The sequence below is a fragment of the Burkholderia cenocepacia genome, assembly GCF_014211915.1.
Taxonomy (GTDB): Bacteria; Pseudomonadota; Gammaproteobacteria; order Burkholderiales; family Burkholderiaceae; genus Burkholderia; species Burkholderia orbicola.
Genome location: NZ_CP060040.1, coordinates 638104 through 664326, shown reverse-complemented (window position 1 = coordinate 664326; position 26223 = coordinate 638104). Strand labels below are relative to the sequence as shown.

The window sequence follows — 26223 nt, the reverse complement described above, 5'->3', positions numbered from 1 at the left end:
GCGAACCGTACGCGTGCGCTGCGGCCGGCGGCGCATGGCCGCCTTTCCGCGCTGCGTTTCCGCAGCCTTGGCGAAGATAGAAACTGCACACGGCGAGAACCCCCGGAGGTCGAGCCGAATGTCATCCGGCCTCGTTGTCATCGAACTCGAACGGAATGCGCGGCTACGGGAGCCACGACATTCCGGCTTTGAAGCGACCCGCCGTCAGGCGGGGCACGTCGGCAACGGAAATTCCGTCCACATGTGCGTCGCGTCGTACACGACAGTCGCGCCCGATGCTGAACCGGAGGGCTGCCAAACCGCGCCCGGATTGACCGCCCCATTTCATCCGCACCTGAATCTACACCCCGTTTCGCGTTGGTCTTGTTACCAAACGATAAACCTGAATCAGTCGGTTACGCTGCCCGCGGCGCGGCGCCGTGCGCTTTTGACCACTGAGATTTGATTATCTATGACCATTCCCGTCAATCAGTGGCAAATACTACTTTTCCGCAACATTGATCCTGGCGATTGCCCGTGATTTCCATCGAAATCTCCCAAAAATCGCGGCGCCGTGTTCGCCGGACCGCATAATCCCGCCCGCGGCCGGGTAGCCGGATCGCATCGCGGCGGCGCGCGGGCCGCCCGGCCGTTACACGTCGTAATCACCGCGTAATCCTCGACATCGCGCCTCACCGGCTCTTTTCGGCGGATTCGCGCCGGCCCGCGTGAGTCGGCGTGAATACCGGGCGTTGGCGCGCGTGTCGTGCGATGCAGCATGATCGCCCCCTTGCGCGGCCGCACCAGCCGCACGGCTCCAACGCCAGCCGACGGCTGACAGATCGCGGCGGTCGGGCATGCGCGCGAGCGGCAGCGTACCGACGCCGGACGGGTGCACCGCGCAGGTGCGCGCCATTCCGCTGGAACGCGGCGAGATCGCATGAATCCGCCGACGCCCCGCAATCGGCGGCGATCCTGTGTCACGCACTGTCGCGCACGATCAGCCGAGGATCGCAATTTCCGGTCCCGCCTCCGTCCGTCGTTTGCGTGCGATGTCGTCCGGCCATGCTTCATTGCAGGCCACCACGATGAATCAATTATGAAAAGGCGCCGGCCCGGACGTTGTGTGCTACCGCACCTTGCGACGCTCGCGCGTCATGTGCATCGCCCCGTATCCGGCGCCGGCGTGCGAATCCCGAGGGTGAGTACGCTTTCGAACAGACCGCCGTACCGCGCATCCGGATGATGAGGATCGCCGCGCTGCACGGAACGATCGCGTCCGTGCGGCGCGGCATGCCGAAGGCATCACGCGAGGACAGCATCATGGAATGGCATTGTTGTGAATTCGAACATCTGAGCGCCGTCGATCTCTATGCAATCCTGCGCGCACGCAACGCCGTGCTGGTGGTCGAGGACGCGCACACGCATCTCGACATCGACGGCAAGGACGCGGGCGCGCTGCACGTCTACGCGAGCGTGCGCGACGGCGACACGACGGAAGTCGCCGCCTACGCGCGCATCCTGCCCGGCGACGACATCGATCCGGACGTCGTGATCGACAAGGTGCTGACGAGCGAAAGCTGCCGAGACGACGACACGCTCGAACGCCTGATCGAGCGCGCGCTCACCGCCGCGCAGGCCGCGTGGCCGGACACCGCGGTGCGCACGCACGTGCCTGCGCCGCGTCAGGCGTTCTACAAACAGTTCGGATTCCGCAAGGCCTACGGCCCGTATCTCGAACAGGGCGCGCCGTTCGTGGGCCTGGTCCGGTCGGCCGACCGCGCGGCCGGCGCGCTGCGTCAGCTGCTGTCGCGAGCCGTTTCGGTCTCGCGCAACGACGACGCACGCGCCGACGGCCGCGCTCACCCCCGACTACCCGCCGATACCGGAGCGAACCGATGACCCGCACCCTTCGCCCGGTTCCCGAACCCGATCTGCCGAGCATCTTGCCGGTGATTCTCGCCGGCGGCTCCGGCACGCGGCTGTGGCCGCTGTCGCGCGAGCAGTATCCGAAGCAACTGATCGAGCTGGTTTCGAACGAGTCGCCGCTGTCGGCGACGGCGCGCCGCCTGAACGGCATCGCGAACGCGTCGCTCGGCGACACGCTGCTGCTCGTGTGCGGCGAACAGCATCGCTTCATGAGCGCCGAGCAGGTACACGGCCGCTCGGCGCCTGCCCGCATCCTGCTGGAGCCGGCCGCGCGCAACACCGCGCCCGCGCTGACGCTTGCGGCGCTCGATGCGAGCGCGCTCGCGGACGATCCCGTGCTCGCCGTGATGCCGGCCGATCACGTGATCGTCGACGTCGGCGCGTTCCAGGACGCGATCGCGCGCGCGGCGCGTTATGCGCAGGAAGGCGCGATCGTCACGCTCGGCGTGCTGCCGCGCCGCGCGGAGACCGGCTACGGCTACATCCAGGTCGGCGAACCGCGCTCGGGCCGCCACGGCAGCCAGGGCGGCTACGCGATCGGGCGTTTCGTCGAAAAGCCCGATGCAACGCTCGCCGAGCGCTACCTGCAATCGGGCGATTACTGGTGGAACAGCGGAATCTTCGTCACGCGCGCATCGGTCTGGCTGAAGGCGATCGGCGCGCTCGCGCCGGGCATCCACGCAGCCTGCGACAGCGCATGGCGCGCGGGCGTCGCCGACGATCCGTTCTTCCGGATCGATGCGGCGGCCTTCGACGCGTGTCCGGCGGATTCGATCGACTATGCGGTGATGGAGCGCCTCGCGGAACACCCCGAACTCGGCATCGAAGGCATCGTGGTGCCGCTCGCGGCCGGCTGGTCGGACGTCGGCACGTGGGACGCGATCTGGGAAATCATGCCGAAGGACGACCAGGGCAACGTCGCGCGCGGGCCGATCGTCTTCGAGGATACGCAGGACAGCCTCGTGCGTTCGGAAGGCCGTCTCGTCGCGTGCGTCGGGATGAAGGACGTCGTCGTGATCGAGACAGCCGATGCGGTGCTGGTCGCGAACAAGCACGACGTGCAGCGCGTGAAGAACATCGTCGCGCGCCTGAAGACCGACCAGCGCCCGCAGGCGAGCGAGCACCGCAAAGTGCAGCGGCCGTGGGGCCACTACGATTCGATCGATCTCGGCGAGCGCTTCCAGGTGAAGCGAATCGTCGTCGAACCCGGCAAGCGGCTGTCGCTGCAGATGCACTATCACCGCGCCGAGCACTGGATCGTCGTGCGCGGCACCGCGAAGGTGACGCGCGGCGCCGACACGTTCCTGCTGTGCGAGAACGAATCGACGTACATCGCCGTCGGCGAAGTGCATCGACTCGAGAATCCCGGCCGGATTCCGCTCGAGATCATCGAGGTGCAGTCGGGCAACTATCTCGGCGAGGACGATATCGTGCGGTTCGAGGATCAGTATGGGCGGGCGACTTGCGTACCGCCCGAACCGGCGACGCAGAAGACTGCCGTGCTTGCTGTGCCGGCGGCCGACGACGCACGCTGACCGAACGGGCTTGGCGCCCGCGCGTCAGTGCACGACGACGGCCGTCGACACGACGTTCTGGATGAACGGCTTGCCGACCGCCTTGATGAAGTAGGTGCCTGCCCGGCCGTCCGGCAGCGGCATGCTGGTGGTATCGGCCGGATAGCGGCCGGCCAGGCTGAACGTTCCGTCGCCGAGTTGCTCGTACAGCTCGAGATGGTCGACGGTTTCCGCATGGGTGATCCGCACGGTCACGCTCGCGCCCACGGGCTGCGCGTCGATTGCGGTGCAACTCGCGATGCCGGTTTCGAGTGCGCTGCCTTCCTCGTAGTCGTTCCATGTGATCAGCTGAACGAACGGCAGTTGCCGCTGCACGCTGTAGCGTTCGTTGATGCTCCTGAACGTGTCCAGCCAGGTCCGGCCGCACGACGGCGCAAGAAAGCGCGGCGCCGCGGCGCCCCACGATGCCTTCGTATCGTCGAAGCCGCTCCACACGCCGCCGACCGTGATCGCCCCCGGCGGCTGGTTCCGCGCGATGTCGTAGAAGCGCTCGCGATACAGCAGGTCGCGCCGCGTACCGATCGCTTGCGGCGTGGCCCGCGGCGACGGCTGCGCCCACACATACGCGCCCTTGCTGTACGGAAGATCGAAGCCCTGCGCCAACGTATGAATCCAGTAGATGTCGGGGTATGCGGCGTGAATCCGTGCCCAGTCGGCCTTCCCGACCGCATCCATCCCGAACTCGGACACGACCGGATGACCGTCGTAGCGCAGGTATTGGCTCGACGTGAAGTATTCGCGGCTGATGTACGCGAGGTTGTGCAGGATCGTCTCGGTCAGGTCGCAGCCGCGGCACGCATTGAACTTGAAGGAACCGCTGTCGATCATGATCGAGAACGTCATCCCGGGAAACTTCGCCAGTTCGGGCAGCGATGCCTGCCACGCGGTGTCGACGAAATGGCCCGCGCCGTACCAGTCGACGATCACGCCGTCGATGCCTCTCGAACGCATGTCGGCGAAGGTGCGAAACGCCTGGTGGGGATCGTCGGACCGATAGCCGACGTTCACGCCGCGCGGGTCGGGGCCCCACCACGGCAGATAGTGCGCGAGCACCTGCGTGGTGCTGCCCGAATACAGCAGCGTGTGCACATCGATTTTCGATATCGACGACGTGCCGGCGAGCAGCCCGTTCGACGATCCCTTGAAATCGCGGCTGCCGGACGTATTGGCCGGCGCGAGCGCTGCCACCCGCTCGCCGCCATGGCTGGAGCCGGAACCGGCCGACAGCGCCAGCGCACCCAGCGCGACCGCCGCAATACGTCGCAATGCCCGCATGACCTTTCTCCCGCGTGAGTGTCGCGGCGGCACGCCCTAACCGCCGTGCTGCCCGCCGAGCCCCATCCACGACGCAAGCTGGGCCGCGTAGCGCGACGGCGTGTAAGCCGAACAATCGTAGTGTCGATCGGCGGTGTGCAGGTGGCGCCCCAGTTCATCGAGCGCCCCCGTCAGGCCCGCCGGCGAATTCCGGTACAGGATCTTGTTGCCGATCTCGCTGCCGAACGTCGACAGGCTGCCGATCTCGTGCGCCAGCACCGGTAGCCCCAGCGTGGCGGCCTCGACGAGCACGAGCGGCGCGTTTTCGGCCCAGACGGACGGCAGGACCAGTGCATCGTGGGCGCGCAGCGCATGAAACAGCTCGCCGTGCCCGAGTCGCCCGGCGAAACGCAGCCGGCCGGCCTCGACCAGATCGTGGTGGCGCGTTTCGAGCTGCGCGCGCAAGGTCCCGTCGCCGTAGAGCGTCAGGGTACCGATACGGTGAAACGCCGTCTGCCGCGCCAGTTCGATGAACTCGTGAATGCCCTTCTCCGCGTCGAGCCGCCCCACATAGGCGAGATCGAACTGCTCGCGATCGCCCACGCGCGGCGGGAACGGCTCCGCCAGCGTGCTCACCGGATTCGGCAGCAATGCGGTTCGCGTGATGCCTCGCTGCGCCAGCGCCGTACGCATGTACGGGCTCGGGCACAGGAACAGGTCGAATACGTCCCGCGGATTGCAATACGCGTACACCGCGTGCCAGTGCAGTTTCTTCACCGTGTCGTGCAGCCGCCCGCGCGGGCTCGCCAGTGCGAGCAAGCGCGCCGGATTCGACAGCGCATCGACCGGAACCGGCACCGGACGCCCGTCGCGATAGGCGAGCAGGTTCGGGTTGTAGAACACCAGATGGTAGTCGTGGCACGTCAGATACGTGCGGAATCCCTGCTCGCGGCGCCGCCGCGCGAGCACCGGCAGGATCGATTGCGTCAGCAGATTGTGATAGTTGTGCACCAGCACGCGATGCGGACGCACGTCGTCGAGCAACGCCGCCAGCGCGTTCGCCGCGGCGCGATTCCAGCCGCGCGTGAGCGCGCCTGCGCCCGCCGGGAAATTGGTCTCGTCGAACGAGGTCACCTCCACGTCCGGGATGTTTCGCAGCACCTCGATGGAGGTCTGGTAGACCTCCTCCGCGCCACCCTTGCGCGCGTAGTCGTTGACGACGACGATGCGCGTCGCTTCCTCCCGGGAGCCGATTGACGACAAACCGTTCAATTCGATATCCCAAACGTGTGTTGAACCATCCGGTATCGCGACATGCCGCCGCAATCGTCGTGCACCACCGTACTCGCCAGCATCATCGCCGCTCCATACCGTTCATTCCATTCGTATCGGCAACGCGGGATCGCCGCGCCGCGTCGTTTCGTCCGTCCGCGCGTGTCATCCGTTCCCGACCGGGTCCTGCGTCGCATTGACCGGCCGATTGCCGAGCGGCAGATCATCGCGCGGCCGCGACGCGGTCAGGTGATGCGCGAGCCGCACGCAGGGCGCCTCGCAATACCGGTAGCTCAGGTACGACAACGCAATCAAAGGCACGACCGGAACGATCATGTAGACGCCCAGCGGCCATCCGGTCCATCGGTAGTGTTCGCACAGCCAGTAGAAGCCGAACAGCGGGATCGCGTGAAACAGGTAAATCGAGTAGCTGACCTCGCCCAGCTTCGCCATCCCGCGCGCGCGGACTTTCAATACCGTCGCCATCGCCACGAAGATCGCGATGCCGGCCACGTAAGCCAGCGACGACGGCAGATGGTCGACGTTGTGATGCCGCCAGTCGTTGGCCGCCCCGACGAGCGCCACGCCGACGATCATCGCCGTCAGCAGGCCCGCCACGGACCGGTACGTCAGCGTGATGCCGCCACGCCCTCGGCTCACCCGCACCGTGCCGAGCGGTTGGTCGTAAGCCTGACGAAAGCATGCACCCCAGAACATGATCGCGAGGTGGTACGGCATGGCCTTGTACTGGCCCAGTGTGTCATCGGGAAAGACGTGCAGCGCGACGGTGATCACGAACACCGCACACAGCCCAATGCAGGCGAACGACAGGTCACGCATCCGGTGCAGCCCGCCCCACCAGAACAGCACGAGGCAAAGCCAGTAGAAATACAGTTCCGTTTCGAGCGTCCAGTAATGCCCCATGACCGGTTCCTGCCCGAACGCGGTCGGGATCATCGTCGCATTGGCGATCAGCAGCGCCGCACTCACCGGTTTGCCGAACAACGTCCAGAAGACGACGCAGCCGATCGGAATGGACAACCAGAATGCCGGATACAGCCGCAGGAAACGGCGGATCAGGAAGCGCCGCGTGCCCGGTCCCGCCTGGCCGCGCAAACTGACCGGGATCAGCAGACCGCTGATGCCGAAAAAGACCACCACGCCGATCCGTCCGAAATTGACCGAGCGCTGCAGCGTGTCGAGCCACTGCTGAGCGCCCGCCAGCGCGACGAACCGCTCGGCGTAGTGTGTCCAGATGACGAGCAGGACCGCGACGGCGCGCATCGCATCGATATGGTCCAGACGTCCGGAGTGTTCGGAATGCATCGTCAGGGTCGCGTAGAAGCCGGGCGGTATCGCCAGAGAACGGATGCGTTACCGTAGCACCGCCTCCGTGCGCCGACTGTTCGACATGTGACACAGCCCGGCCCGGATCGAATCACGCCGGCGACTCCGCGTTGATGATCGTCGCCGCCGTCGCGCGGCGCGATTCGAGCCCCTTGACGAATTCGCTGCACAGCCCGACCACCGCGTCGGCGGCATGCGAACCGAATACGCTGTGATCGAGATCGTCGAGCACGACGGCACGCGCGCCGGCAAATCGCGACAGCCGCTTGCCGCGCGGCCCGAAATACATCGTCACCAGATCGAGGCTGCTGTCGTATGCACCGCAGACGAACAACGCGCTCACCTCCTTGCGCTGCAGCGTACGCAGGATCTCGTGCGGATCGACCGGCATCGTCTCCGCGCACGACCAGCCGGCGATCCGGCGTCGCCACGCGCCGATCCGCACCGCCAGCGCCGTGGTCGAGCGCTTCAGCACGAGCCGGACGAACGGCATGATCTTTCGATCGCCGCTCAGCACCTGCTTCCACTTCTTCAGCTCGAAGAACGAGGAGCGGTAACCGGCCATCGAATTGGGGCGATGCTGGCGCAGCGCATCGGTCGAGATGCCGTCGGGCACGTGGAAGCGCTGCAGGTTCACCGATATGACGCCAGACAGCGCGCGTCCCGCGAGCGCCGCACGCAATGCGCTGTATGCGCCCGAGCAGATGCCGAACGACACGACCTGTCGATACCCCTGCTCCTTCAACCAGTGCGCGGCCGTCGCGACGTCCTCGACGACGGCGCTCGAATAGACCGGCTGGCGCTCATCTTGCGGCGAACCGGCGCCGTGCACCGGCGAGCTGTCGCCGATCCCACGTCCGTCGAAGCGCAGCGACGCGATGCCGCGACGCGCCAGCTCACGGGCAATCCGCACCGACAGCCGGCTGTCGCCGACGTGCGGACTGGCCGACGTGTTCGTGATCAGCAGCACCGGCCCACGGTCGTGCATCTCGTGCGGCGTGCACAGGATGCCGAACAGGCGGCCGGCCACGCCGAATCTGACCGGCCGCTCGCATGCTTCGGGCGTGCGCAGCATCAGGTCGGGTTCCCAGTCCGTTTTCAACACGGCGCGCGACGACGGCCCCTGCCGGCCATCGGTGGCCGCGATCCAGTCGACGACGGCATCGAATACGCGCATCGGCAAGCTGGAGAACGTCGTCTCCTGCATGAACGCCGCATAGCCTTCGAACGGCCTTTGCTCGACTTTGCCGCCCAGCGCTTCGAGCCGCGTCTGCAGCGCGTCGGTGCCGCCGGCGCTCATGTCGACGATCAGCGTTCTCGATGCCGGCGCACCGGTGCGGTCCTTCAACGCGTCGATCGCGTCGAATGCATTGAGCCGCGTACGGAACGCCGCACTGTAGACCTGCCCGAGCACGTTGAGCGGCGCGTCTTTCGGCTGGGCCGCGCGCAACGGCGCCGGCAACTGGTCGAGCCAGATATTGCGCATGATCGACAGTTCGCGCACGTAGCTGCGTCCGCTTGCCACCGGCGCCAGCAACACGAGCTGGTCGACTTCGCATCGGTCCGCCGCCAGCAACGCGAATGCCGCGCCCAGCCGCAGGCCGCACAGCGTCACCCGTGCGACGCCGGTTTCCTCGCGCAATCGCGCGATGGCCGCGCACACGTCGTCGACGGCCGTTTCGAACTGGTCGTTCGCGCCATCGGCCCCTGCGGAATCGCCGGTGCCGCGGTAATCGAAACGCAACACCGGCATTCCGCTCGCCGACAGGCGATCCGCCAGATTCCGCATGCCGCCGTGACTCCAGACGGATTCGTGTCCGTAAGCGTTGCACAGGACGACGCCCCGCGTCCCGTTGCCCGGATGCAGCCATCCGAACCGTCCGCCAAATATGATCGGTCTCATTTTCTATTAGGTATCGGTGAAGAATGGGTACGGCGTCCGACGGCCCGACTGCTGAATCGATCGGCCGCCGGACGGCAAATCGCTCGCGGAAGCCTTTCCCCTTTCCGGTATCCATGCCGCACATGCAAGGTCCGGAAGCCGGCCGGCCGCGAGCCGTTCGAATCACACCATCGAGGCCCTCCTCTTCGTTGCGGCGCCCGTCACGACGGGCTACCGGCCGGCGGCGCGATCAGCTCGCGCCACCGACGATCGAATACCGGCATGCTGAAATGCTGCTCGCAGTAGGCGGCGAAGCGTGTGGCCGCCGCCACGACGCGATCCAGATCCGCGGCCGGATCGGCGACGAACCGCTCCAGTCGCGCGTCGCTCATCGCAAGCGCCTCGTCGTGGAATCCCAGCCCCTCGAAGGCGGCTTCGTTGCCGACCGGCACGCAACCGTACGAAACCGCCTCCAGCACCTTCGACTTGATGCCGCCGCGCAGAAACGCAGGACACAACGCGATCGAGCACCCGGTGTAGACATCCGCCTGGGTCGGCGCGAATCCGGCGAATTCGACGTTCGGAACGGGCGCGTACCGGCCGGCCATGCGCCCGTAGATCACGAGCGGCGTAGCCGGCCGGATACGCGCCCACAACGCCACCAGGTATTCGATCGCGAGGCGGTTCTGCAACTGCCGGTCCGAACCGATGAAGACGAACCGGAACGGCGCCGTCGGACGCCGCATCGGCACCAGCGCATGCATCGGCGGCGCGATCACGTGCGTCTTCACGGCCTCGTCGTTCGTGAGGGAGCGCCGCAGCGACTGCGCGTCCTCGGTCGAAACCAGCGTAACGGCATGCGACGAGTCGATCGCCGCGCGCTCCTGCCGTTTCAGCGCGAACGCTTCATAGCCGAGGAATGCGTTGCGGACCAGCCTCGCGTTGGCGAGCCTGACGAACGGCCCCGGAATCGACTTCTCCAGATACCCGGCCGACAACGGAAAATCCTGTTCGCGCAGGATGTTCGCGCGGCGCGACATGAGGTCGTCGAAATCCACGACGATCCGGCAGCCCGGCACGCTGCGCCGCACCAGGATCGCGTAATCGACGAGCCGGATGCCGTCGAAATAGATCACGTCCGGCTTGATCGTCTCGACGGCGCGCAGCAGCGCCGTGCGCTTGCGCGGATGCGAGAACATCGCCACCTGAAGCGCACACGGCGCGCCGCGCAACACGCTCCATCCGACCCGCACCGCGGCCCCGATCTTCGCGCGCCAGCCGCCGTCCTCGAACACCGACCGGATCTTGAATTCGGTCACGTCCATGTGGTCGCCGATCGCCTTCCGGATGAAGCTCAGCGTGCGCTCCCGCCCGTTCGATACGTCATGCGGAATGTCCCGCGTCATCACCATCAGCACCCGGTTTTTCACGAGCGACCTCCCCAACGATTCGAAACCTTCCCGATTCCTTGCCCCGCCGGCGCATGCCGGCGCACGCGCGCGGCCCGTTGCCGGCACGGCGAACGACCGCCCGCGCACCCGCTCATGGCCGCTCCCGGTTGAACGCGAGATTGCCGAGCACCACGCACCAGAACACGACAAGCGATACCGCAATGCCCGTCGACGGCGCATACATCACCAGCGCGCGCGGCATGACGAACGGCGCGGCGACGATCGCCGCGACGATCAGCACCTGCTTGATCATGATGAGCCGGTAGCGGCGCACGGCCAGGAGCCACGTGCTCAGCCCCGCATCGACGAACGTGGCGATCGCGCAGCCGGTCGCGTAGATCATGATCGGCACGCCCTGCACGAACGCGGGCCCGTAGATCATCAGGAACACCTTGCGGCCGACGAAGTAGCTGCCGACCCACGCGATACAGCCGACGAGGCCGAGATACAGGCCGAGCTTCAACGCCTTGGCGCGCACGAGCGGTTCGGTCCGCGCCGAAAAGACCATGCTGGGCGCCAATGCCAGCGCCAGCGTCGTGCCGACCGAATTCCATTGTTCGACCAGCGACGCCGCCGACGCATAGATGCCGAGATCGGCCTTGGACACCAGCACGCCGAGCAGCAGCCGGTCCATGCGCAGTACCAGCACGCTGGCCGCGATGGCCGGCCAGATCCGCAGCCCGCGCACGACCAGCGCTTTCGTGACGGCCGCGCTGCCGCGAAACGATTTCGGCGACTTCAACGCCAGTTCCCGATAGCGGCTGAACGGTGCCGCGGCCGCCACGCAGGCTTCGAGCGGCCACGCGAACGCGGCGACGATCACGCCCAGCGACGCGTGTGCCGCGATGTACAGCCACAGCACGCGCACACAGCTGGCGTACGCCCTCGCCCGCGTGATCACCCATGGTTTCGATTCGGCATAGGCCATCAGCGAACCGAGCGCGATCGGCTCCACGATCAACGCGAAGGCCGCGATCAACGTGAGCTCGGATACGCTCGACGGCCGCATGACGATCACCACGATCCCCATGAACAGCAGCATGACGGCCAGCGTGAGCGTGAGCCGCAGGCGGAATGCGCGGTAGACGACCATGTGCCGCAGACGCGGGTGCTTGCCGAGGATCGGCTGGATCACCTGTGCGCCGAAAATCAGCGCGACGCTGCCGATCACGTAGGCCAGCGACAACGCGAACTGCAGCTCGCCGAACAGCCGCGCGCCGTAGATGTTCGCGAACAGGTGATTGCTTGCGATCGCCGCGAGCGCCCCGATGATCTTTTCGCACACCACGCCCGCGAACGACGAAAACAGGAGCCTGATGAACGCGTTCAAGATGTCCCCGTCCGCATCGCATCGGCGTGCATGCGCCGCGCGTCGATGCAATGCCACCAGATCAGCGCGATCGCCAGGTAGAACAGCGTGCGCGCACCGAACAGCGTCCAGTAATCACCCTGCTGCATCGCATAGGTCGCGTAGGCAAAGATCTTCGTGGCGAGCCACAGCATCACGACCCCGCCGCGCATCGCGACCAGGATCAGCATCGCGCTCGCCACGCCGTAGATCGCGCCCGTCAGCGCAATGAAGAGCGCGCCGCCCGCATAGCCGAACCAGTAGACCGGCACTGCCATGTTGCCCATCGTGAACGTCACGTCGTCGAACACGTAGGCCTTCAGGATCTCGGGCGTGCCGTACGACAGCATCAGGTCGCGCAACCCGCTCACCGGCGCGTCGCTGAAGAACGTCGGCTCGGTGAACGAGCCCAGCGAATCGATGAAGCGGCCGAATGCCGCCATGCCACCGAACGTCGGCGCGCCGAACAGGTGTGCGTCGCCGTCCACCACGTACCACGCCTGCCCCTGCTCGAGAAACCGCGACACCACCGTTTCCGCGATGTCGAGCCCTTGCCCCGGTATGCGTAGAACACCGACACGCTGCCGATCACGAGCGCGATGACCGAGCCGATTCCCAGGTAACGCATGACCGGCTTGCCGTTCATCGCGTGGATCGCGATGAACGGGATCAGGATCGTCAGGCAAACGTGCAGCACGGCCATGAACTGTTCGCCATGCAACGCCTCGAGCACCAGATCGACGACGATCAGGCACACGGACGTCCAGCGCAAGACCCGGTTCGAACTCGTGCAGAAGGTGCCGAGCAGCACCGCGACGAACGTCTGGTTGTTCAGGAACAGGTTGAACAGCGTGCTGTTCGACGCGTCGTTGCGCAGCGCGTAGCGGTTCACGCCGCTCAGCACCGCGAAGCCGCCGGTCAGGCCGGCCAGCACGCCCGTCGCGAGGATCGCGCCGACCAGCCCCAGCCCGAGCGCCACGCTGACCGGCTGAAGCGTCATCCGCGCACGGATCGGCGAGTGGACGGCGCGCGCGTTCAGAAGCCGGTCGAACGTGAACAGTGCGCACGCGACGAAAATGACATAGAACGACAGCAGCCGGCTGAACGCACCGTTCGCGACACCGAAGATGTCCGTTTCCCGCAGGAAACCGCCGGATTCGATCCCCACGCCGGCTACGAATGCGGTCAGGCCGATCACGAGCGTGTACAGGATCGACACGGCGAATACCGGACGTGCGACGATCAGCGCGATCAACCCCGCGACCGCCACCAGCAATGTGCAGGTCGCGCTCGGCTCCATCTCGCCGAGCGCCGGCAGCATCGCATTGACGCTCAACGCAAGCACGAGCAGCGTCGACACGGCCATACCCGTGAGCGCCGCGGTCCGGCCGTCGGCCCGAATCGTTCGCATCGGCGCCTCTTTCACGCTGGTGCCCGGCCGGCGCGCGGCCGGTCGTGCACGGCTCGCTCCAGCGCATCGTGCAGTTGAGCGCTGACCGCGCCGGACGAAAAGCGCCGTGCGTTCGCCCGCCCGGCGCTCACCAGCGCAGCGCGCAGCGACGGGTCGCCGGCGACGCGTTCGATCTGTCGACCCCATTCGGCGGCATCCATCGCATTGGCGACGGCCACGAACGAGTCGCCCATCGTATAGCGGTACACCGGCAAATCGGTCGCGACCACCGGCACGCCGACGAACTGCGCTTCGATTACGGTGCGACCGAATCCTTCGTGCAACGTCGGCGATACGTACAGATCCGATGCCTGGAAAAAGTAGCCGAGATCCTCGTCGCCGACGTTCTCGACGAAATGAGCGGAAATGCCCGCCTGGGCGGCGATGCCGCGGCATTCCTCGCGGTTCGCCTGGTTTTGCGCGCTCCCTACCCGCAGCATCATCACGTCCTTGCGTCCGAGCGACGCGAGCGCGCGAAACAGCGTCGCATTGTTCTTGCGCGTTTCGTCCGAGCCGACGTTCAGCACGACCCACGCTTCACCGGTGTCGATGCCGAAGCGCGCGAGCAGCATCGCGCGCGCCCGTGCACGCACCTCGGCGTCGATCGGCGCATAGCGGTCGTCGAATGCATTGGGCACGACCTGGATCCGGTCGGCACGAATGCGCAGATCGGCCAGCGCTTCCTGCGCGGTCACGTCGGACGGCGCGAGCACCACGTCCGCGGTCGCAATCAGCGATTGCGTCAGCCGCATGTACGCATTCTTCAACTGCTCGACGACGCCGCGCACCTGCCCCGGACGCTGCACGTGATGCAGCACGATGCCGACGCGGCCGCCCGCCCAGCGAATCAGCGGAATCATGAAGGCCAGGTCCTCCTGGTACAGCATCACGAAGTGCCCCGCGCGCGCCGCCGCGATCGCACGCAGCGGATACAGCACGAATTGTGTCCAGTAGCGCCTCAACGAACGCGGTTCGGCCGGAATGTCGACCGGCTCCACGTCGAATCCTGCCAATGCCGGGATGAAGTCGATACATTTGAGGCTGTATCGCATGACGCCGTTCCAGCTCACCGGCCGCGGCCCGAGAAACCACACGACCCGCACCGCGGGCGCTTCGCGCCGCAGCCCGTCATTGCCTGCCATCGAATCACTCATGCGTTGCGCTCCTCGCCCGGTTGCATCGCGTTCCCCGTGCGATCACGCGCGCGCCGCGGCGAAGCCGGCGCCCATCCGGCGAACGCCGCGCAACGGCGACGGCTCGAAACCGTTGAACACCAGCCCGTCGATGCGCACCCCGATCTTGCCGAGGTTGTCGAGCGCGTCCGTCATGCCGGCCGAGTTCGCCGAACCCTGGCGCACCACCAGCAGCGTCATGTCGGCCACCCGCGACAAGGCCTCGATGTCGGCCACCGGCAGCGCGGCCGGCGCATCCACGATGACCATGTCGTAGCCGCTGCGCAGCGACACGACCAGCTTGTCGAGACGCGCGATGTCGAACCGGTTGCGCACCGACGTGCGCTGGGTTCCGGCGGGCAGTGCATCGAGCTGCCCGGCCACGCGGGTAATCGCCTGGTCGGCCGGCAGCGTGCCCTTGAGTACGTCGGACAGCCCCTGCGTCGCGGTGACCGGCAAATAGCGATGCAACGCCGGCGCACGCAGGTTGGCATCCACGATCACCGTCTTGAGCCCCCTCTCGGCGAACAGGTACGCGAGATTGGCGGCAATCATCGACTTGCCTTGCGCGGGCGCCGCGGACGACACCAGCACGACCTTCGCGTCGCCGCCATAGGCCGCCAGCCGGTGCCGCAACGTCAGCGCCAGGCTGTCCATCGCGTCAGCGAGCGGCTCGTCGGCCGGCGCCTGCGTCGCGAAGAACGCCGGCGTTCCGTGCGCATCCGCGTCGGCCTGGCGGCGCGAATTCGGCAGAATGCCGAGCATCGGGATACCGAGCGCCGCTTCCAGCTCATGCGGATCGCGAATGCGGCCGGCCAGCAGTGCACGGCCCTGCGCCGCGAGAAACCCGAGCATCAGCCCGATCACCGCGCCCGCCAGGATCGCCATCAGGCGTTTCGGCCGGATCGGCTTGTCGCTGACGACCGCCTTGTCGACGACCGATGCGTTGCCGACCGTGCCGGCTTCCGCGATCTGCAACTGCTGCGCATTGTTCAGCAAGCCGACATAGAGCTGGTTGTTGACCTCGACGTCACGCGCGAGACGCAAGTACGTCTGCTGCTGCGACGGCAGGCGTGCGGCCTTGTCCTTCAACACGGCGGCCTGCTTGTCGAGTTCCTTCAGCTTGTTGGCCGCCGCAACGACCTGCGGTTGCCCCGGCACGTATTTCGACAGCAGATCCTGATACTCGAGCCGCGTTTCGAGCCGCGACTTGTCGACGAACGCCAGTTGCTCGACCAACAGCCGGATATCGCCCTGCGCGTCGATCGAACCCTGCTGATTGCGGAACGCGTTCAGCGCCTGCTCGGCCTGTTGCAGCCTGGCCTTGACGATCGGCATCTGCGCGTTGAGGAACGTGAGGGTGCGCTCGGCATCGTCGGCGCGGCGTCTCGCGTTGAAGTTCAGGTAGGCCGCGGCGATCGCATTGAGCATGCGCGCGGCAAAAACGGGATCGGCATCCTCGAAGCTCAATTGCATGATGCCCGACTGACGCTTCGTCTCGGTCACGCCGAGTTTCTTCAGGATTGCTTCGAGACGCACGTCGGTGGCGACGCGTCGCACCCGGAATTCCGCGCCCGGGTGCGCGACGATCCGTGCCACGTCCACGCGATAGCCATTGCTCGCGCTCGGCACGCCGACCACCCCGCTCAGCAGCACCTGGCCGCTGCGGTCCGTCAGCTGGAATCGATTGCCGTCGAGATAATCGAACGTCAGCGCCTTGCCGACCTGCGCGGCCGGCACCTCGAACGCATTGAACTCCAGACGCTCGCCGCCCCATGCCCACGACGACATCCCGAACGGCGCGTCGACGAGGCCGTTCGCATCCTTCGGCAGGAACGACCCGATCAGCCCGCCGACGATCGGAAACCGGTTCTCGACCGACACCTCCGCCTGGGCGGCCGTCGCGTTCATCGCTTCCATGACGACCGAGCGCGAACGGACGATGTCGATTTCGCCGACCACCGCCGAATTCTGGATATCGAGCGCCTTGGAGATCGACGACAGCGATCCCAGCGCGCTGGCCTTGTTCTCCTCGATCTGGATCAGCGTATCGGCCGAATACACGGGCGTGGCCGCCATCGCATAGACGATCGCCAGCAGCAGGCACGCCGCGAACACGGCCGCAAACAGGCGCCCGTTGTCGAGCACGTTCTCCAGCAAATCGATCGGCGACAACCGCGTCGCATGTCCGGCAGCCTGTTTCGGTTCGTTCTGATGCCCGGTCAATGCAGGTCGGTCCATCTTCATGCTGAACTCCAGAATGGAAGATCCGGCTGGCTTCGCCGCTTTACGCGTGTTGTGATTCACGTTCATGTCTTTGAAAATCCGGCTGGAAACCCTTCAGTGCCGCCCGGGAGCGCGTTGCGTCGGGAACCTGGATGCCCCGCGCTTCCCGACCGGCGCAACGGCCGGCCAGCCGTCGTCGAGTCCTCGTTGGTTTCATTCCGGCGTGCCGTCGTCGATACTGCCGCCCGCTACACGCCCGCCGCGGCGATTCCCGTGCGTTGCAGCGCCGCGCCGACGTCCGACAGCCGCGCGACCACCTCGGCCGCCGGATCGGCTTGCGCATGTCCGGGCCGGTCGCCCACGAACAGGAACCGACGCCCGACACCCGCGCGCGCACCGGCGTCGAGATCGGACGGCTTGTCGCCGACCAGGATCGACGCGGACAGGTCGAGGTCCAGATCGCGCCGCGCGTCGTGCAGCATGCCGGGCTGCGGCTTCCGGCAGGCGCATGCTTGCCGGTAGCGGCCCATTCCGGCCACCGGGTGATGCGGGCAAAAATAGACGCGGTCGATTCTCGCGCCACGCTCGTCGAACCTGCGTCGCATCCAGTCCATGAATGCGACGAATTGCGACTCCGAAAAATATCCGCGGCCGATCCCGGCCTGATTCGTCACGACGACCACCTGATACCCGGTCGCATTGGCCAGCCGCACGAGATCGAAGATGCCGTCGACGAACACGCAGTCTTGCTGGCGGTGCACGTAGCCGTAGTCGACGTTGATCACGCCGTCGCGATCCAGGAACAGGGCTTTAGGCTTCACTGGTCCCGGTCTCCAGCATCGACGGAATCACCGTCTGCGCGCGCAGATAGTCCGCCGGCACGCCGATGTCGATGAACGCCGTGACCTCGGGGAATACGCGGATGTCGAGCGCGTCGACCCGTTCGGCCAGGAAATCCTGCTCGAACGAGAATTTCACCGGCAGCGCGAAGCCGAGCAGCTTGCGCGCGTTGACGACATACGTACCTGCATTGATGTAGCCCGGCGCCGGCCGCTTCTCGCGGAATGCCGACAGCCGGCGCGACGTCGCATCGAATTCGAGCGTACCGTAGCGCGACGCATCGTCGACGCGCGTCGCCGCCACGACAAGATCGGGGCGCATTGCGTGATGGAATGCCGCCAACGCGCGCAGATCCAGATTCGACAACGTATCGCCGTTCATCACGATCATGTCGCGCGCACCGTGAGCATTCAGCGCATGAACGATCGCGCCGCCGGTGCCGAGCGGCTCGTCTTCCTCGATCACGGAAACCGCGATGCCGAAGTCGCGCGACGTCACGAACGACTTGATCGGGTCGCTGCCGTAACCGAGCGACAGCACGACCTCCGTCACGCCCTGCTGCTGGAGCCCGCGCAGCATCCAGGCCAGGAACGGCTCGCCGCCGATCGACGCGAGCGCCTTCGGCAGCGCGTCGCCCAGCACCGGGCGCAGCCGCGTGCCGAGTCCGCCGGCAAGGATCAGGCAGGGCAGCATCGCGCTCATGCAAAGATCCGCTCTTCGACGATGCCGCAAATGATGTGGCCGCACACGAGGTGCCCCTCCTGGATCTTCGGCGTCGACGCGGACGGAATCTCGATGCAGATGTCGGCACGCCTGCGCATCTCGGCGGCGCCGGGTCCGTTGCCGGTGAAGCCGACGGAAAACATGCCGGCTGTCCGCGCCACTTCCAGCGCGCGGAGAATGTTCGGCGACCGCCCCGACGTCGAGTACGCCCAGAAGATGTCGCCGGGGCGTCCGGTCGCCTGAATCTGGCGCTCGAACAGCTTCTCGTAACCGTAGTCGTTGCCGATCGCGGTCATCACCGAGCTGTCCACGGTCAGCGCAAACGCCGCGAGCCCGGGTCGGTCGAAGTTGAAACGGCTGACGAATTCGCCGGCGATATGCTGCGCATCCGCCGCGCTGCCGCCGTTGCCCGCGAGCAGGACCTTGTTGCCCGTCCGCAGCGCTTCCGTCACGCGTTCGGCCACCTGCTCGACCCGCGCCAGTTGCTCACGGTCGGATACGAGCGCCGTCAGCACCGCGAGCGTCTGGCGAATTTCGCTCTCTGCCCCGATCGTCATTGATTCTTTCTCCACGACTGCGCACCGATGTCGGTGAACGTACAGTTGAGCACCTGGCCGTTGATTCCGTTGTATGCGTCCAGCGCGCGCATCACGGTCGACCGGTCGACCGGGTCCACGAAGAACATCATGAAACCGCCACCGCCCGCGCCGGACACCTTGCCGGCCTTCGCACCGGCCCGGACCGCGACCCGGTACAGGTCGTCGATCATCGAGTTCGAGATGTTCTTCGCCATCCGTTTCTTCGATTCCCACGCGTCGCGCATCGACGCGGCGAACGCATCGAAATCGGCGCGCAGCACGGCCTCTTTCATGCGTACGGCTTCGTCCTTGACTTCGTGCAACGCAGCGAGCGAATCGACGACGCCTTCCGTCACGTTGCTGCTCTGTTCCTTGATGATGTTGGCCGACTCGCGCGATACGCCGGTGTAATACAGCACGAGCGACGCCTCCATCTCGGCCTTGATTTCCTGCTTGATCCGCAGCGGATTGACGATCACGCGATCGCCATAAAACTCCATGAAGTTCAACCCGCCGAACGTCGCCGCGTATTGATCCTGCTTGCCGCCGGCAAGCCCGAGATCCTCTCGCTCGATGTCGTGCGCGAGATGCGCGATGTCGTATTCGCCGAGCGGCAACGACAGCAGTTCGCAGAACGCCCTGACCAGCGCGACGACGATCGTCGACGACGAGCCGAGCCCGGACCCCGGCGGCGCCTCGGAACACGTCGTGATCGTGACGGCCAGCGGATGACCGCCATGAAAATCCCGCACGATCCGGTTGTAGACGCCGACATGCAGCCCGAGCCCGTTCTGCACTTCGAGCACCGGCGACACCGGGCCGATCCAGCGCGTATCCGTATCCGCCGCCACCAGTTCGATCTTCGCGTCGTCGCGCGGCGCGATCGACGCATACGCAAATTTCTCGATCGTCACATTGAGCGCCAGACCGCCGAACCGGTCCGAATAAGGCGGCACGTCGGTTCCGCCGCCGCCCAGACCCAACCGCAAAGGCGCCCTCGAACGGGCAATGAAGCGTGTCATGAAATCTCTCGCAGACAGTGAGTCGGCCGTCGGCACGATGCCGTTCGCGCTCCCGCACATTCGGCCGGGAATGCACGACCATGTTCGTTGGCGCCACTATGCGATAGATGTCCGGCACGCTGCGTGCGATGGCTTACATTAAGCCGCCAGCGCTCAATCGAAGCGTCCAACCTGCGTTACGCTCTGTTCGCGACCGGCACGGCGACGTGCGAACCGGCATCGAAATCGCCGTCACGTCCCCGCCCCCGCATGACGACTTCCTTCCGTCATTGGCAATGTTTGACAATCGATGCCGGAAGCAGCGTCGCCGCGAACGACGCGCGGATTGCCGTGCGCCTGAACGCCGCCCGCGAGCGTCGTCACGATGTGCAGAACGAATCGAGGGTGCGACAAGCGCTTTCGATTCGATCCGGATAACGTATCAATCGATTCAACGATGCTGGATAAAAAAATGAAAATTGCTCAACCGCTGGATTCCGTGGCGCCGGGCCACCCTCGCACAGCCATGCGCCGCATGGCCATGGCATTCTCGTTCGCGACCATCGCGACGTTGTCCGCATGCACGGTGCCAGGGCAGCACATGAGTTCGACCGCGTTGCCGGTCACGACCGCCGACAACGGCGACGTCACCAGCGACATGCAGGTTCCGGTCAAGCAGATCGACCTGACGCAGATCGAACAGATCCGGGCCGAGCAGAAACGCGCACCCGGTACGTCCATTCCGCCGAACCTGTTCGCGAAGTCCGACATGTACCGGATTGGTGCCGGCGACGTGCTGCAGATCACGGTGTGGGATCACCCGGAATTCGCGACGGCCGCCGGGCAGCCGGTGCAGAACACGAAGGCCGCGGACGCCGCGCCCGGCTTCGTCGTCGACAGCAACGGCAACGTGCAGTTTCCGTATGTGCCGCATCCGATCCATGCGGTCGGAAAGACCGTCGCGCAGCTCCAGCACGAGGTCAGGGCCGAGCTCGCCAAGGTGTTCGTCAAGCCGCAGGTCACGGTTCGCGTCGCGTCGTTTCGCGCCACGCAGGTCTATATCGACGGCGAGGTCCGCAATCCGGGCGCACAGCCGATCAACGACATCCCGATGACGCTGATCGAAGCCGTCAGCCGCGCGGGCGGCTTTGCGCCGACGGCGGACCAGAGCCGCGTCACGATCACCCGCAACGGCACGATCTACCCGCTGAACGTCGCGCAGATGATGAAGACGGGGAAAAACCCGGCGGACATCATGCTGAGACCCGGCGACATGCTGCATGTGAGCGCGCGCGACGACAATCCCGTGTACGTGATGGGCGAAGTGGTCAGGCCGCAAGCCGTCGCACCGCTGCGCGACGGCTCGCTCACGCTCAGCGAAGCGCTCACGCAGGCCGGCCAGCTCAACCAGCAGACGTCGAATGCGAAACAGGTGTTCGTGCTGCGCAAGGCCGCCGATAGCGCGCCCGTCATCTATCATCTCGACATGCAGTCGCCGGTATCGATGCTGCTCGCGAACCAGTTCCCGCTCGCGTCGAAGGACGTCGTGTATGTCGACAACACCGGGCTCGTCCGCGCAAGCCGCGTGCTGAACCTGCTGCTGCCGGCGATCAGCGCGGGGTTGACGGGCGCACTCGTCACGAAGTAATCGCACTTTCCGCACGCGGGGAGCGGATTCGCCCGATGCGCCCTCCCCGCATTCGATGCGCACGCAACGAGCCGGTCTCCGCCCGACGCATTCCCATGCAAAACCGCTTGCACCCAGGTACTTCTTACCCGACCAAACACGCCTCGTCGGGAACGATGACCGCCTTTCCACCCCACCCAGCGCGACTACGAAATAAAGATCACACGGATCGGTAGAAACACCGATGCTGTAGTCAAACTACATTCATACCATTGGTCGCAGCAGAGAATCGCTACACCCGATTCGACAGTGCGGGACGGGCTGCGTCGCCGCCCGCATTGACTGGTCGAGCCCAACCGGCCGTAACGATTCCCCGCCTGGCCTGGCATGCCGACGCGCAACCACCCTGCACCGCCAGCCGAATCCGTCCGGTGCGAATCCACCGGACGTGCGCAGCTCCGGACATCATTCGAACAACCGGCAATACGATCAGGAGAGCAACATGCGGGACAAACTCTGGCCGGCCGTCGTGCTGGCAGCGACCCTCTGCACCACTGCCTACGCCGGCGACGCCGATTTCAATGCGCAGGGCGACGCGACCGACGCGTTCGCATCGGCCGCCGCGCAACGGCGCGCCGACCTGCTCGTGCGCAAGATGACGCTCGACGAGAAGCTTCAATTCATTCATTCGCAATACGAAATGTCCAAGGTGCCGGGCGGCGGCGCCGGCTACATCCAGGGCGTGCCGCGGCTCGGCATTCCCGATCTCAACATGGTCGATTCGGCGACCGGCTCCGGCAGCACGTCGCAGGCCAGCACGACGTTCCCGGCCACGATCGCGGTCGCCGCGAGCTGGGATCGGCGGCTTTCGTACGACTACGGCAAGCAGGTCGCGATCCAGTTGCGCGCGCAAGGATTCGGGATGGGCCTCGCCGGCGGCACCAACCTCGCACGCGAGCCGCGCGGCGGCCGCCTGTTCGAGTATCTCGGCGAGGATCCGCTGCTCGCCGGCGACCTGCTCGCCGAACGCACGCTCGCCACGCAGCGGCAGAAAGTCATCGCCACGATCAAGCACTACGCGGGCAACGAGCAGGAGCACGGCCGGATGGGCGGCAATACGCAGATCGACGAACGCACGCTGCGCGAGCTGTATCTGCTGCCGTTCGAGATCGCCGCGAAACGCGGGCGGCCCGGTAGCGTGATGTGCAGCTACAACCGCCTGAACGGCACCTATGCATGCGAGAACCCTCATCTGCTGAACGACGTGTTGAAAAACGAATGGGGCTTCCAGGGCCAGGTGCAGTCCGACTGGGGCGCCACGCACAGCACCGCCGCCGCGATCAATGCCGGGCTCGACGAGGAAGAAGACGTCGGGCCGAGCGTGTACCTGACGCCGGCGGCCGTCAAGCAGGCGATCGCGAACGGCTCGGTGTCGACCGCGCGCCTCGACGACATGGTGCGCCGCAAGCTCGCCGTGATGATCCGCGTGGGCGTGATGGACGATCCGGCCCAAGGCGGCGGCACGATCGATTTCGCGGCCGGGAACCGGTTCGCGCAAGCGGCTTCCGAGCAATCGATCGTTCTGCTGAAGAACGACGGCAACCAGTTGCCGCTGGTCGCGTCGGCACTGTCGCGGATCGCCGTGATCGGCGGCCATGCGGATGCAGCCGTGCTGTCCGGCGGCGGCTCGGGCAACACGCGCGACCCCGTATCCGGTTCGTTCGCCGGCTGCGGCGGCCTGACGTTCGGATCGTCGACCGGCTGCAGCTGGTGGCGCAATCCGTGGCTCAAGGTCGACGTGCCGATCGTCGCGGCGATCCGAGCGCTGGCGCCGGCCGCGCAGGTCACGTATGCGGGCAACAGCGACCAGCAGTCGCCGTTCCGCGCGTACACGCAGCAGGAGATCGACCAGGCCGCGGCGCTCGCGGGCCGCTCGGACGTCGCGATCGTCGTGGTCGCGCAGCCGGCCGGCGAGGATTTCGGCGATCTGCAGAGCCTGAGCCTCGCGAACCCGTCGAACCAGGATGCGCTCGTCGAGGCCGTCGCGCGCGCGAATCCACATACGGTCGTGGTCGTCCAGAGCGGCAATCCGGTGCTGATGCCGTGGAAGGACAACGTGTCGGCCATCGTCGAGGCGTGGTATCCGGGCGAAGCCGGCGGCAAGGCGATCGCGAACGTGCTGTTCGGTGCGGTCAATCCGTCGGGCAAACTGCCCGTGACTTTCCCGGCGCGCGATCAGGACTCGCCGACGTGGGGGCAAAACGGCGCGTTCGACACCGACCCGGTGTACGCAGAAAAGCTGAACATGGGCTACCGCTGGTATGACGCGCGCAACATCAAGCCGATGTTCGAGTTCGGCTACGGCCTGTCGTATACGCACTTCGCGTATTCGGGTCTGTCGGTGTCGAAGCAATGGGACGGCTCGCTGAGCGTCGCGTTCACCGTACGCAACGACGGGCGCGTGGCCGGCGCGGAAACGCCGCAGGTCTATCTCGGCGTGCCGTACAAGGACGAGCCGCCGAAGCGGCTGGTCGGCTGGGAAAAGATCCGGCTGAATCCGGGCGAGGCACGGCGGGTGCGCGTGACCGTGTCGCCACGGATGCAGAGCGTCTGGGATACGTCGCGCAACGGCTGGCGGGTCGTCTCGGGCGGGACCGTGTACGTCGGCGCGTCGTCGCGCGATATCCGCTTGCAAGGCCATTGAGCGAGCGGCGATGAAGCGACCGGGGGCGCCGCGCACCGCATGCGCGGCGCCCCCGCGCCCACCACCACTGTGCTGAAGCGCGTTACCTGAACAGCAGCGCCAGCACCGTCACGAGCGCCGCGATCGTGACGATGACCGCCGCCACACCCGCCAGATGCGCGGCAATCACCACGCCGGCCGGCAATCGCGATGCGATGCCGGCCATCACGCGCGACCCGCGTCCAGCGTGTCGAGCAACGGCCTCGCCAGATGCAGGACCTGGTACACGGTGCCCGCGCCGCCGTCGTCCGGCTCATGTTCGGTCACGAGCGCACGCGTCAAGCGCCAACGCAGCGGATCGAGACTGACGGCCGCCGCGACCACACCCTGCCGAGCCGCCGCTTCGCGATTGCGTGCGATCTCCCGCGCCAGTGCCGCATCGAGATCGGCGTCCGCCGGAATCTCGATCGTTTCAAGACGCGCGAAACGTCCCGTCGACGCACTGCCCTTGCGCGCGTCGAGCGCAACCTGCGTGTCGATCGGCGCGCGACCGAAGCTGTCCGTCACGACCCGATAGCGGCCGTCCGTCACGAACCGCGCGAACGCCTGTTCGTTGCGCCACAGGTAGAACGACGCATAGCCGTTTTCCGTTGCGCCGTGGCGGCCGGCCTCGCGCAGCAGGAATCCCTTGAACAGCAGGTCGGGCGTGTCGTCCCACAGCCGGCCACGCTCGCGCACGCGATTACGGATGATGTCGAGGTCGTAGTCCGCCGGCAGGCGGTGCACGTAGTACGCGGTCAGCATGATCGACTCCTGGCGAAAGAAACGGACGGCATTCCGGACGGCATGAACGCAGCGTAGAAGACCTTGAATCATTTGAAAAGACGATGGCAGAATATTTCAATGATTCGATTCTGAAATGAACGAGGGTGGGATGAAAACGCTCGACATCGAAGCCGTGCAGGCCTTCGTGCTGACCGCCGACCTCAAGAGCTTCACGCGGGCCGCGGAAGCGCTGGACACGACGCAGTCCGCGGTGAGCCTGAAGATCAAGCGGCTGGAAGACGGGCTCGGCCGCCGCCTGCTGGAACGCACGCCGCGGCAGGTTCGCCTGTCGGCCGACGGCACCGCGTTCCTGGAACCGGCGCGCGAACTGGTGGCCGCTCATCATGGTGCGCTCGGCGCCTTCGGCACGACCCAGCGACGGCTCGTGATCGGCGTCAGCCACCATGTCGTCGGCGCCGATCTGCCGATGCTGCTGCGGCGGATGAGCGAAGCGGAGCCGGCGCTGGTGCTGGAGATCCGCGTCGCCGCGTCACGCGACGTGCTCGATGCGTTCGATCGCGGCCGGCTCGATGCGGCCGTCGCGTTGCAGCACGACAGCCGGCGGCTCGACGGCGAAACCATTCTGTCGGAGTCGTTCGGCTGGATGGCGGCGGCCGATTTCGAATACCATCCGCCGCAACCGCTGCGGCTCGCCACGCAGGCCGAACCGTGCAGCGTGCGCCGCATGGCGGTCGACGCGCTGGACGAAGCCGGTGTCGCGTGGATGGAAGTCTTCGTCGGCGGCGGCGTGGCGACGATCGGCGCGGCGGTATCCGCGGGGCTGGCCGTCGCGGCGCTCGGGCATCGCGTGGCGCCCGCCGGCACCGTCGACGTGGGGATGCGCTACGGGCTGCCGCCGTTGCCGGCGCGCGACGTGGTGCTCTACTCGAACCTGACCGATGCGCACGCCCGGCAGGCGCTGCGCACGCTGGGCGCGGCGCTGCGGTCGTCGGTCGGCGTGCGTTGATGCCGTGCGCGGCATCGATGAATCGACTTGACCCACGCGCAGGAACGAAAGCAGCGCATGTCGCGCGCAGGTACCGTGCCCGATTCAAGCCATGC

19 protein-coding genes and 1 pseudogene are annotated in these 26223 nt (G+C 66.4%); 5 read left to right on the top strand and 15 right to left on the bottom strand.

Features of this window, described 5'->3' with window-relative positions:
- Positions 1-1272: 1272 nt before the first annotated feature.
- Both SY91_RS19455 and SY91_RS19450 read left to right on the top strand, forming a co-directional pair.
- Entirely contained in the window at positions 1273-1881 is a 609-nt protein-coding gene (locus SY91_RS19455; RefSeq protein ID WP_171984285.1) for a drug:proton antiporter, read from the top strand.
- Positions 1878-3443: a mannose-1-phosphate guanylyltransferase/mannose-6-phosphate isomerase gene (locus SY91_RS19450; protein ID WP_023477345.1), complete on the top strand. Its 1566-nt coding sequence runs from the start codon at positions 1878-1880 to the stop codon at positions 3441-3443. Before SY91_RS19455 ends, SY91_RS19450 begins: the two co-directional genes overlap by 4 nt.
- Before the next feature lie 24 nt (positions 3444-3467).
- Here the strand turns inward: SY91_RS19450 and SY91_RS19445 are convergent, their stop codons facing one another.
- From SY91_RS19445 to SY91_RS19385, 13 genes and pseudogenes are all read right to left on the bottom strand, one after another.
- A complete protein-coding gene (locus tag SY91_RS19445) occupies positions 3468-4757 on the bottom strand; it encodes a hypothetical protein (protein ID WP_023477344.1) in 1290 nt (429 codons plus the stop codon).
- A 36-nt stretch (positions 4758-4793) separates the two neighbouring features.
- Positions 4794-6008 (bottom strand): glycosyltransferase, encoded by a 1215-nt coding sequence (locus SY91_RS19440; protein ID WP_006479197.1) that lies wholly within the window; start codon positions 6006-6008, stop codon positions 4794-4796.
- Between the two features lie 165 nt (positions 6009-6173).
- A complete protein-coding gene (locus SY91_RS19435) occupies positions 6174-7334 on the bottom strand; it encodes an acyltransferase family protein (RefSeq protein ID WP_023477342.1) in 1161 nt (386 codons plus the stop codon).
- Between the two features lie 112 nt (positions 7335-7446).
- Positions 7447-9258: an alpha/beta hydrolase gene (locus SY91_RS19430; protein ID WP_043888316.1), complete on the bottom strand. Its 1812-nt coding sequence runs from the start codon at positions 9256-9258 to the stop codon at positions 7447-7449.
- A gap of 200 nt (positions 9259-9458) precedes the next feature.
- The gene (locus tag SY91_RS19425) at positions 9459-10667 is read right to left on the bottom strand and encodes a glycosyltransferase (protein WP_023477340.1); all 1209 of its coding nucleotides are present in this window, start codon (positions 10665-10667) and stop codon (positions 9459-9461) included.
- 112 nt (positions 10668-10779) lie between these two features.
- On the bottom strand, positions 10780-12018 hold the full coding sequence (locus SY91_RS19420) for a hypothetical protein (protein ID WP_023477338.1): 1239 nt from the start codon (positions 12016-12018) through the stop codon (positions 10780-10782).
- A pseudogene (locus tag SY91_RS19415) lies at positions 12015-13402 on the bottom strand (DUF6418 domain-containing protein). Before SY91_RS19415 ends, SY91_RS19420 begins: the two are co-directional and overlap by 4 nt.
- Positions 13403-13458: 56 nt before the next feature.
- A complete protein-coding gene (locus SY91_RS19410; protein WP_023477336.1) occupies positions 13459-14640 on the bottom strand; it encodes a glycosyltransferase in 1182 nt (393 codons plus the stop codon).
- A gap of 42 nt (positions 14641-14682) precedes the next feature.
- Positions 14683-16905, bottom strand: coding sequence for a GNVR domain-containing protein (locus tag SY91_RS19405; RefSeq protein WP_260632475.1), 2223 nt, complete (start codon positions 16903-16905; stop codon positions 14683-14685).
- Between the two features lie 227 nt (positions 16906-17132).
- Complete coding sequence (gene gmhB, locus SY91_RS19400; RefSeq protein ID WP_006479202.1) at positions 17133-17705, bottom strand: D-glycero-beta-D-manno-heptose 1,7-bisphosphate 7-phosphatase; 573 nt, start codon at positions 17703-17705, stop codon at positions 17133-17135.
- Positions 17695-18426 (bottom strand): nucleotidyltransferase family protein, encoded by a 732-nt coding sequence (locus SY91_RS19395; RefSeq protein ID WP_023477333.1) that lies wholly within the window; start codon positions 18424-18426, stop codon positions 17695-17697. Before SY91_RS19395 ends, gmhB begins: the two co-directional genes overlap by 11 nt.
- Positions 18423-19004: an SIS domain-containing protein gene (locus SY91_RS19390; RefSeq protein ID WP_023477332.1), complete on the bottom strand. Its 582-nt coding sequence runs from the start codon at positions 19002-19004 to the stop codon at positions 18423-18425. Before SY91_RS19390 ends, SY91_RS19395 begins: the two co-directional genes overlap by 4 nt.
- Positions 19001-20047: a dehydrogenase gene (locus tag SY91_RS19385; protein WP_027805847.1), complete on the bottom strand. Its 1047-nt coding sequence runs from the start codon at positions 20045-20047 to the stop codon at positions 19001-19003. Before SY91_RS19385 ends, SY91_RS19390 begins: the two co-directional genes overlap by 4 nt.
- 520 nt (positions 20048-20567) lie before the next feature.
- Here SY91_RS19385 and SY91_RS19380 point away from each other — a divergent pair.
- Positions 20568-21674 (top strand): polysaccharide biosynthesis/export family protein, encoded by a 1107-nt coding sequence (locus SY91_RS19380; protein ID WP_023477330.1) that lies wholly within the window; start codon positions 20568-20570, stop codon positions 21672-21674.
- 481 nt (positions 21675-22155) lie between these two features.
- The gene (locus tag SY91_RS19375; RefSeq protein ID WP_023477328.1) at positions 22156-24357 is read left to right on the top strand and encodes a glycoside hydrolase family 3 C-terminal domain-containing protein; all 2202 of its coding nucleotides are present in this window, start codon (positions 22156-22158) and stop codon (positions 24355-24357) included.
- A gap of 82 nt (positions 24358-24439) precedes the next feature.
- On the opposite strand, the gene SY91_RS35090 is transcribed toward SY91_RS19375, so the two are convergent.
- Both SY91_RS35090 and SY91_RS19370 read right to left on the bottom strand, forming a co-directional pair.
- On the bottom strand, positions 24440-24562 hold the full coding sequence (locus SY91_RS35090) for a hypothetical protein (RefSeq protein ID WP_260632474.1): 123 nt from the start codon (positions 24560-24562) through the stop codon (positions 24440-24442).
- Positions 24562-25140 carry a DUF4865 family protein gene (locus tag SY91_RS19370; RefSeq protein WP_012338297.1) on the bottom strand — a complete coding sequence of 193 codons (579 nt, stop codon included), beginning with the start codon at positions 25138-25140 and terminating at the stop codon, positions 24562-24564. The genes SY91_RS35090 and SY91_RS19370 overlap by 1 nt, the downstream gene beginning before the upstream one ends.
- A gap of 130 nt (positions 25141-25270) precedes the next feature.
- On the opposite strand from SY91_RS19370, the gene SY91_RS19365 reads away from it, so the two are divergent.
- The gene (locus SY91_RS19365; RefSeq protein WP_023477326.1) at positions 25271-26128 is read left to right on the top strand and encodes a LysR family transcriptional regulator; all 858 of its coding nucleotides are present in this window, start codon (positions 25271-25273) and stop codon (positions 26126-26128) included.
- Positions 26129-26223: the final 95 nt, after the last annotated feature.

Excerpts from the sequence above, each read along its gene's own strand:
- SY91_RS19455 (WP_171984285.1), top strand. The coding sequence starts at position 1,273 with ATGCCGAAGGCATCACGCGAGGACAGCATCATGGAATGGCATTGTTGT.
- SY91_RS19450 (WP_023477345.1), top strand. The coding sequence starts at position 1,878 with ATGACCCGCACCCTTCGCCCGGTTCCCGAACCCGATCTGCCGAGCATC.
- SY91_RS19445 (WP_023477344.1), bottom strand. The coding sequence starts at position 4,757 with ATGCGGGCATTGCGACGTATTGCGGCGGTCGCGCTGGGTGCGCTGGCG.
- SY91_RS19435 (WP_023477342.1), bottom strand. The coding sequence starts at position 7,334 with ATGCATTCCGAACACTCCGGACGTCTGGACCATATCGATGCGATGCGC.
- SY91_RS19430 (WP_043888316.1), bottom strand. The coding sequence starts at position 9,258 with ATGAGACCGATCATATTTGGCGGACGGTTCGGATGGCTGCATCCGGGC.
- SY91_RS19410 (WP_023477336.1), bottom strand. The coding sequence starts at position 14,640 with ATGAGTGATTCGATGGCAGGCAATGACGGGCTGCGGCGCGAAGCGCCC.
- SY91_RS19405 (WP_260632475.1), bottom strand. The coding sequence starts at position 16,905 with ATGAAGATGGACCGACCTGCATTGACCGGGCATCAGAACGAACCGAAA.
- SY91_RS19395 (WP_023477333.1), bottom strand. The coding sequence starts at position 18,426 with ATGAGCGCGATGCTGCCCTGCCTGATCCTTGCCGGCGGACTCGGCACG.
- SY91_RS19390 (WP_023477332.1), bottom strand. The coding sequence starts at position 19,004 with ATGACGATCGGGGCAGAGAGCGAAATTCGCCAGACGCTCGCGGTGCTG.
- SY91_RS19385 (WP_027805847.1), bottom strand. The coding sequence starts at position 20,047 with ATGACACGCTTCATTGCCCGTTCGAGGGCGCCTTTGCGGTTGGGTCTG.
- SY91_RS19380 (WP_023477330.1), top strand. The coding sequence starts at position 20,568 with ATGGCATTCTCGTTCGCGACCATCGCGACGTTGTCCGCATGCACGGTG.
- SY91_RS19375 (WP_023477328.1), top strand. The coding sequence starts at position 22,156 with ATGCGGGACAAACTCTGGCCGGCCGTCGTGCTGGCAGCGACCCTCTGC.
- SY91_RS35090 (WP_260632474.1), bottom strand. The coding sequence starts at position 24,562 with ATGGCCGGCATCGCATCGCGATTGCCGGCCGGCGTGGTGATTGCCGCG.
- SY91_RS19370 (WP_012338297.1), bottom strand. The coding sequence starts at position 25,140 with ATGCTGACCGCGTACTACGTGCACCGCCTGCCGGCGGACTACGACCTC.
- SY91_RS19365 (WP_023477326.1), top strand. The coding sequence starts at position 25,271 with ATGAAAACGCTCGACATCGAAGCCGTGCAGGCCTTCGTGCTGACCGCC.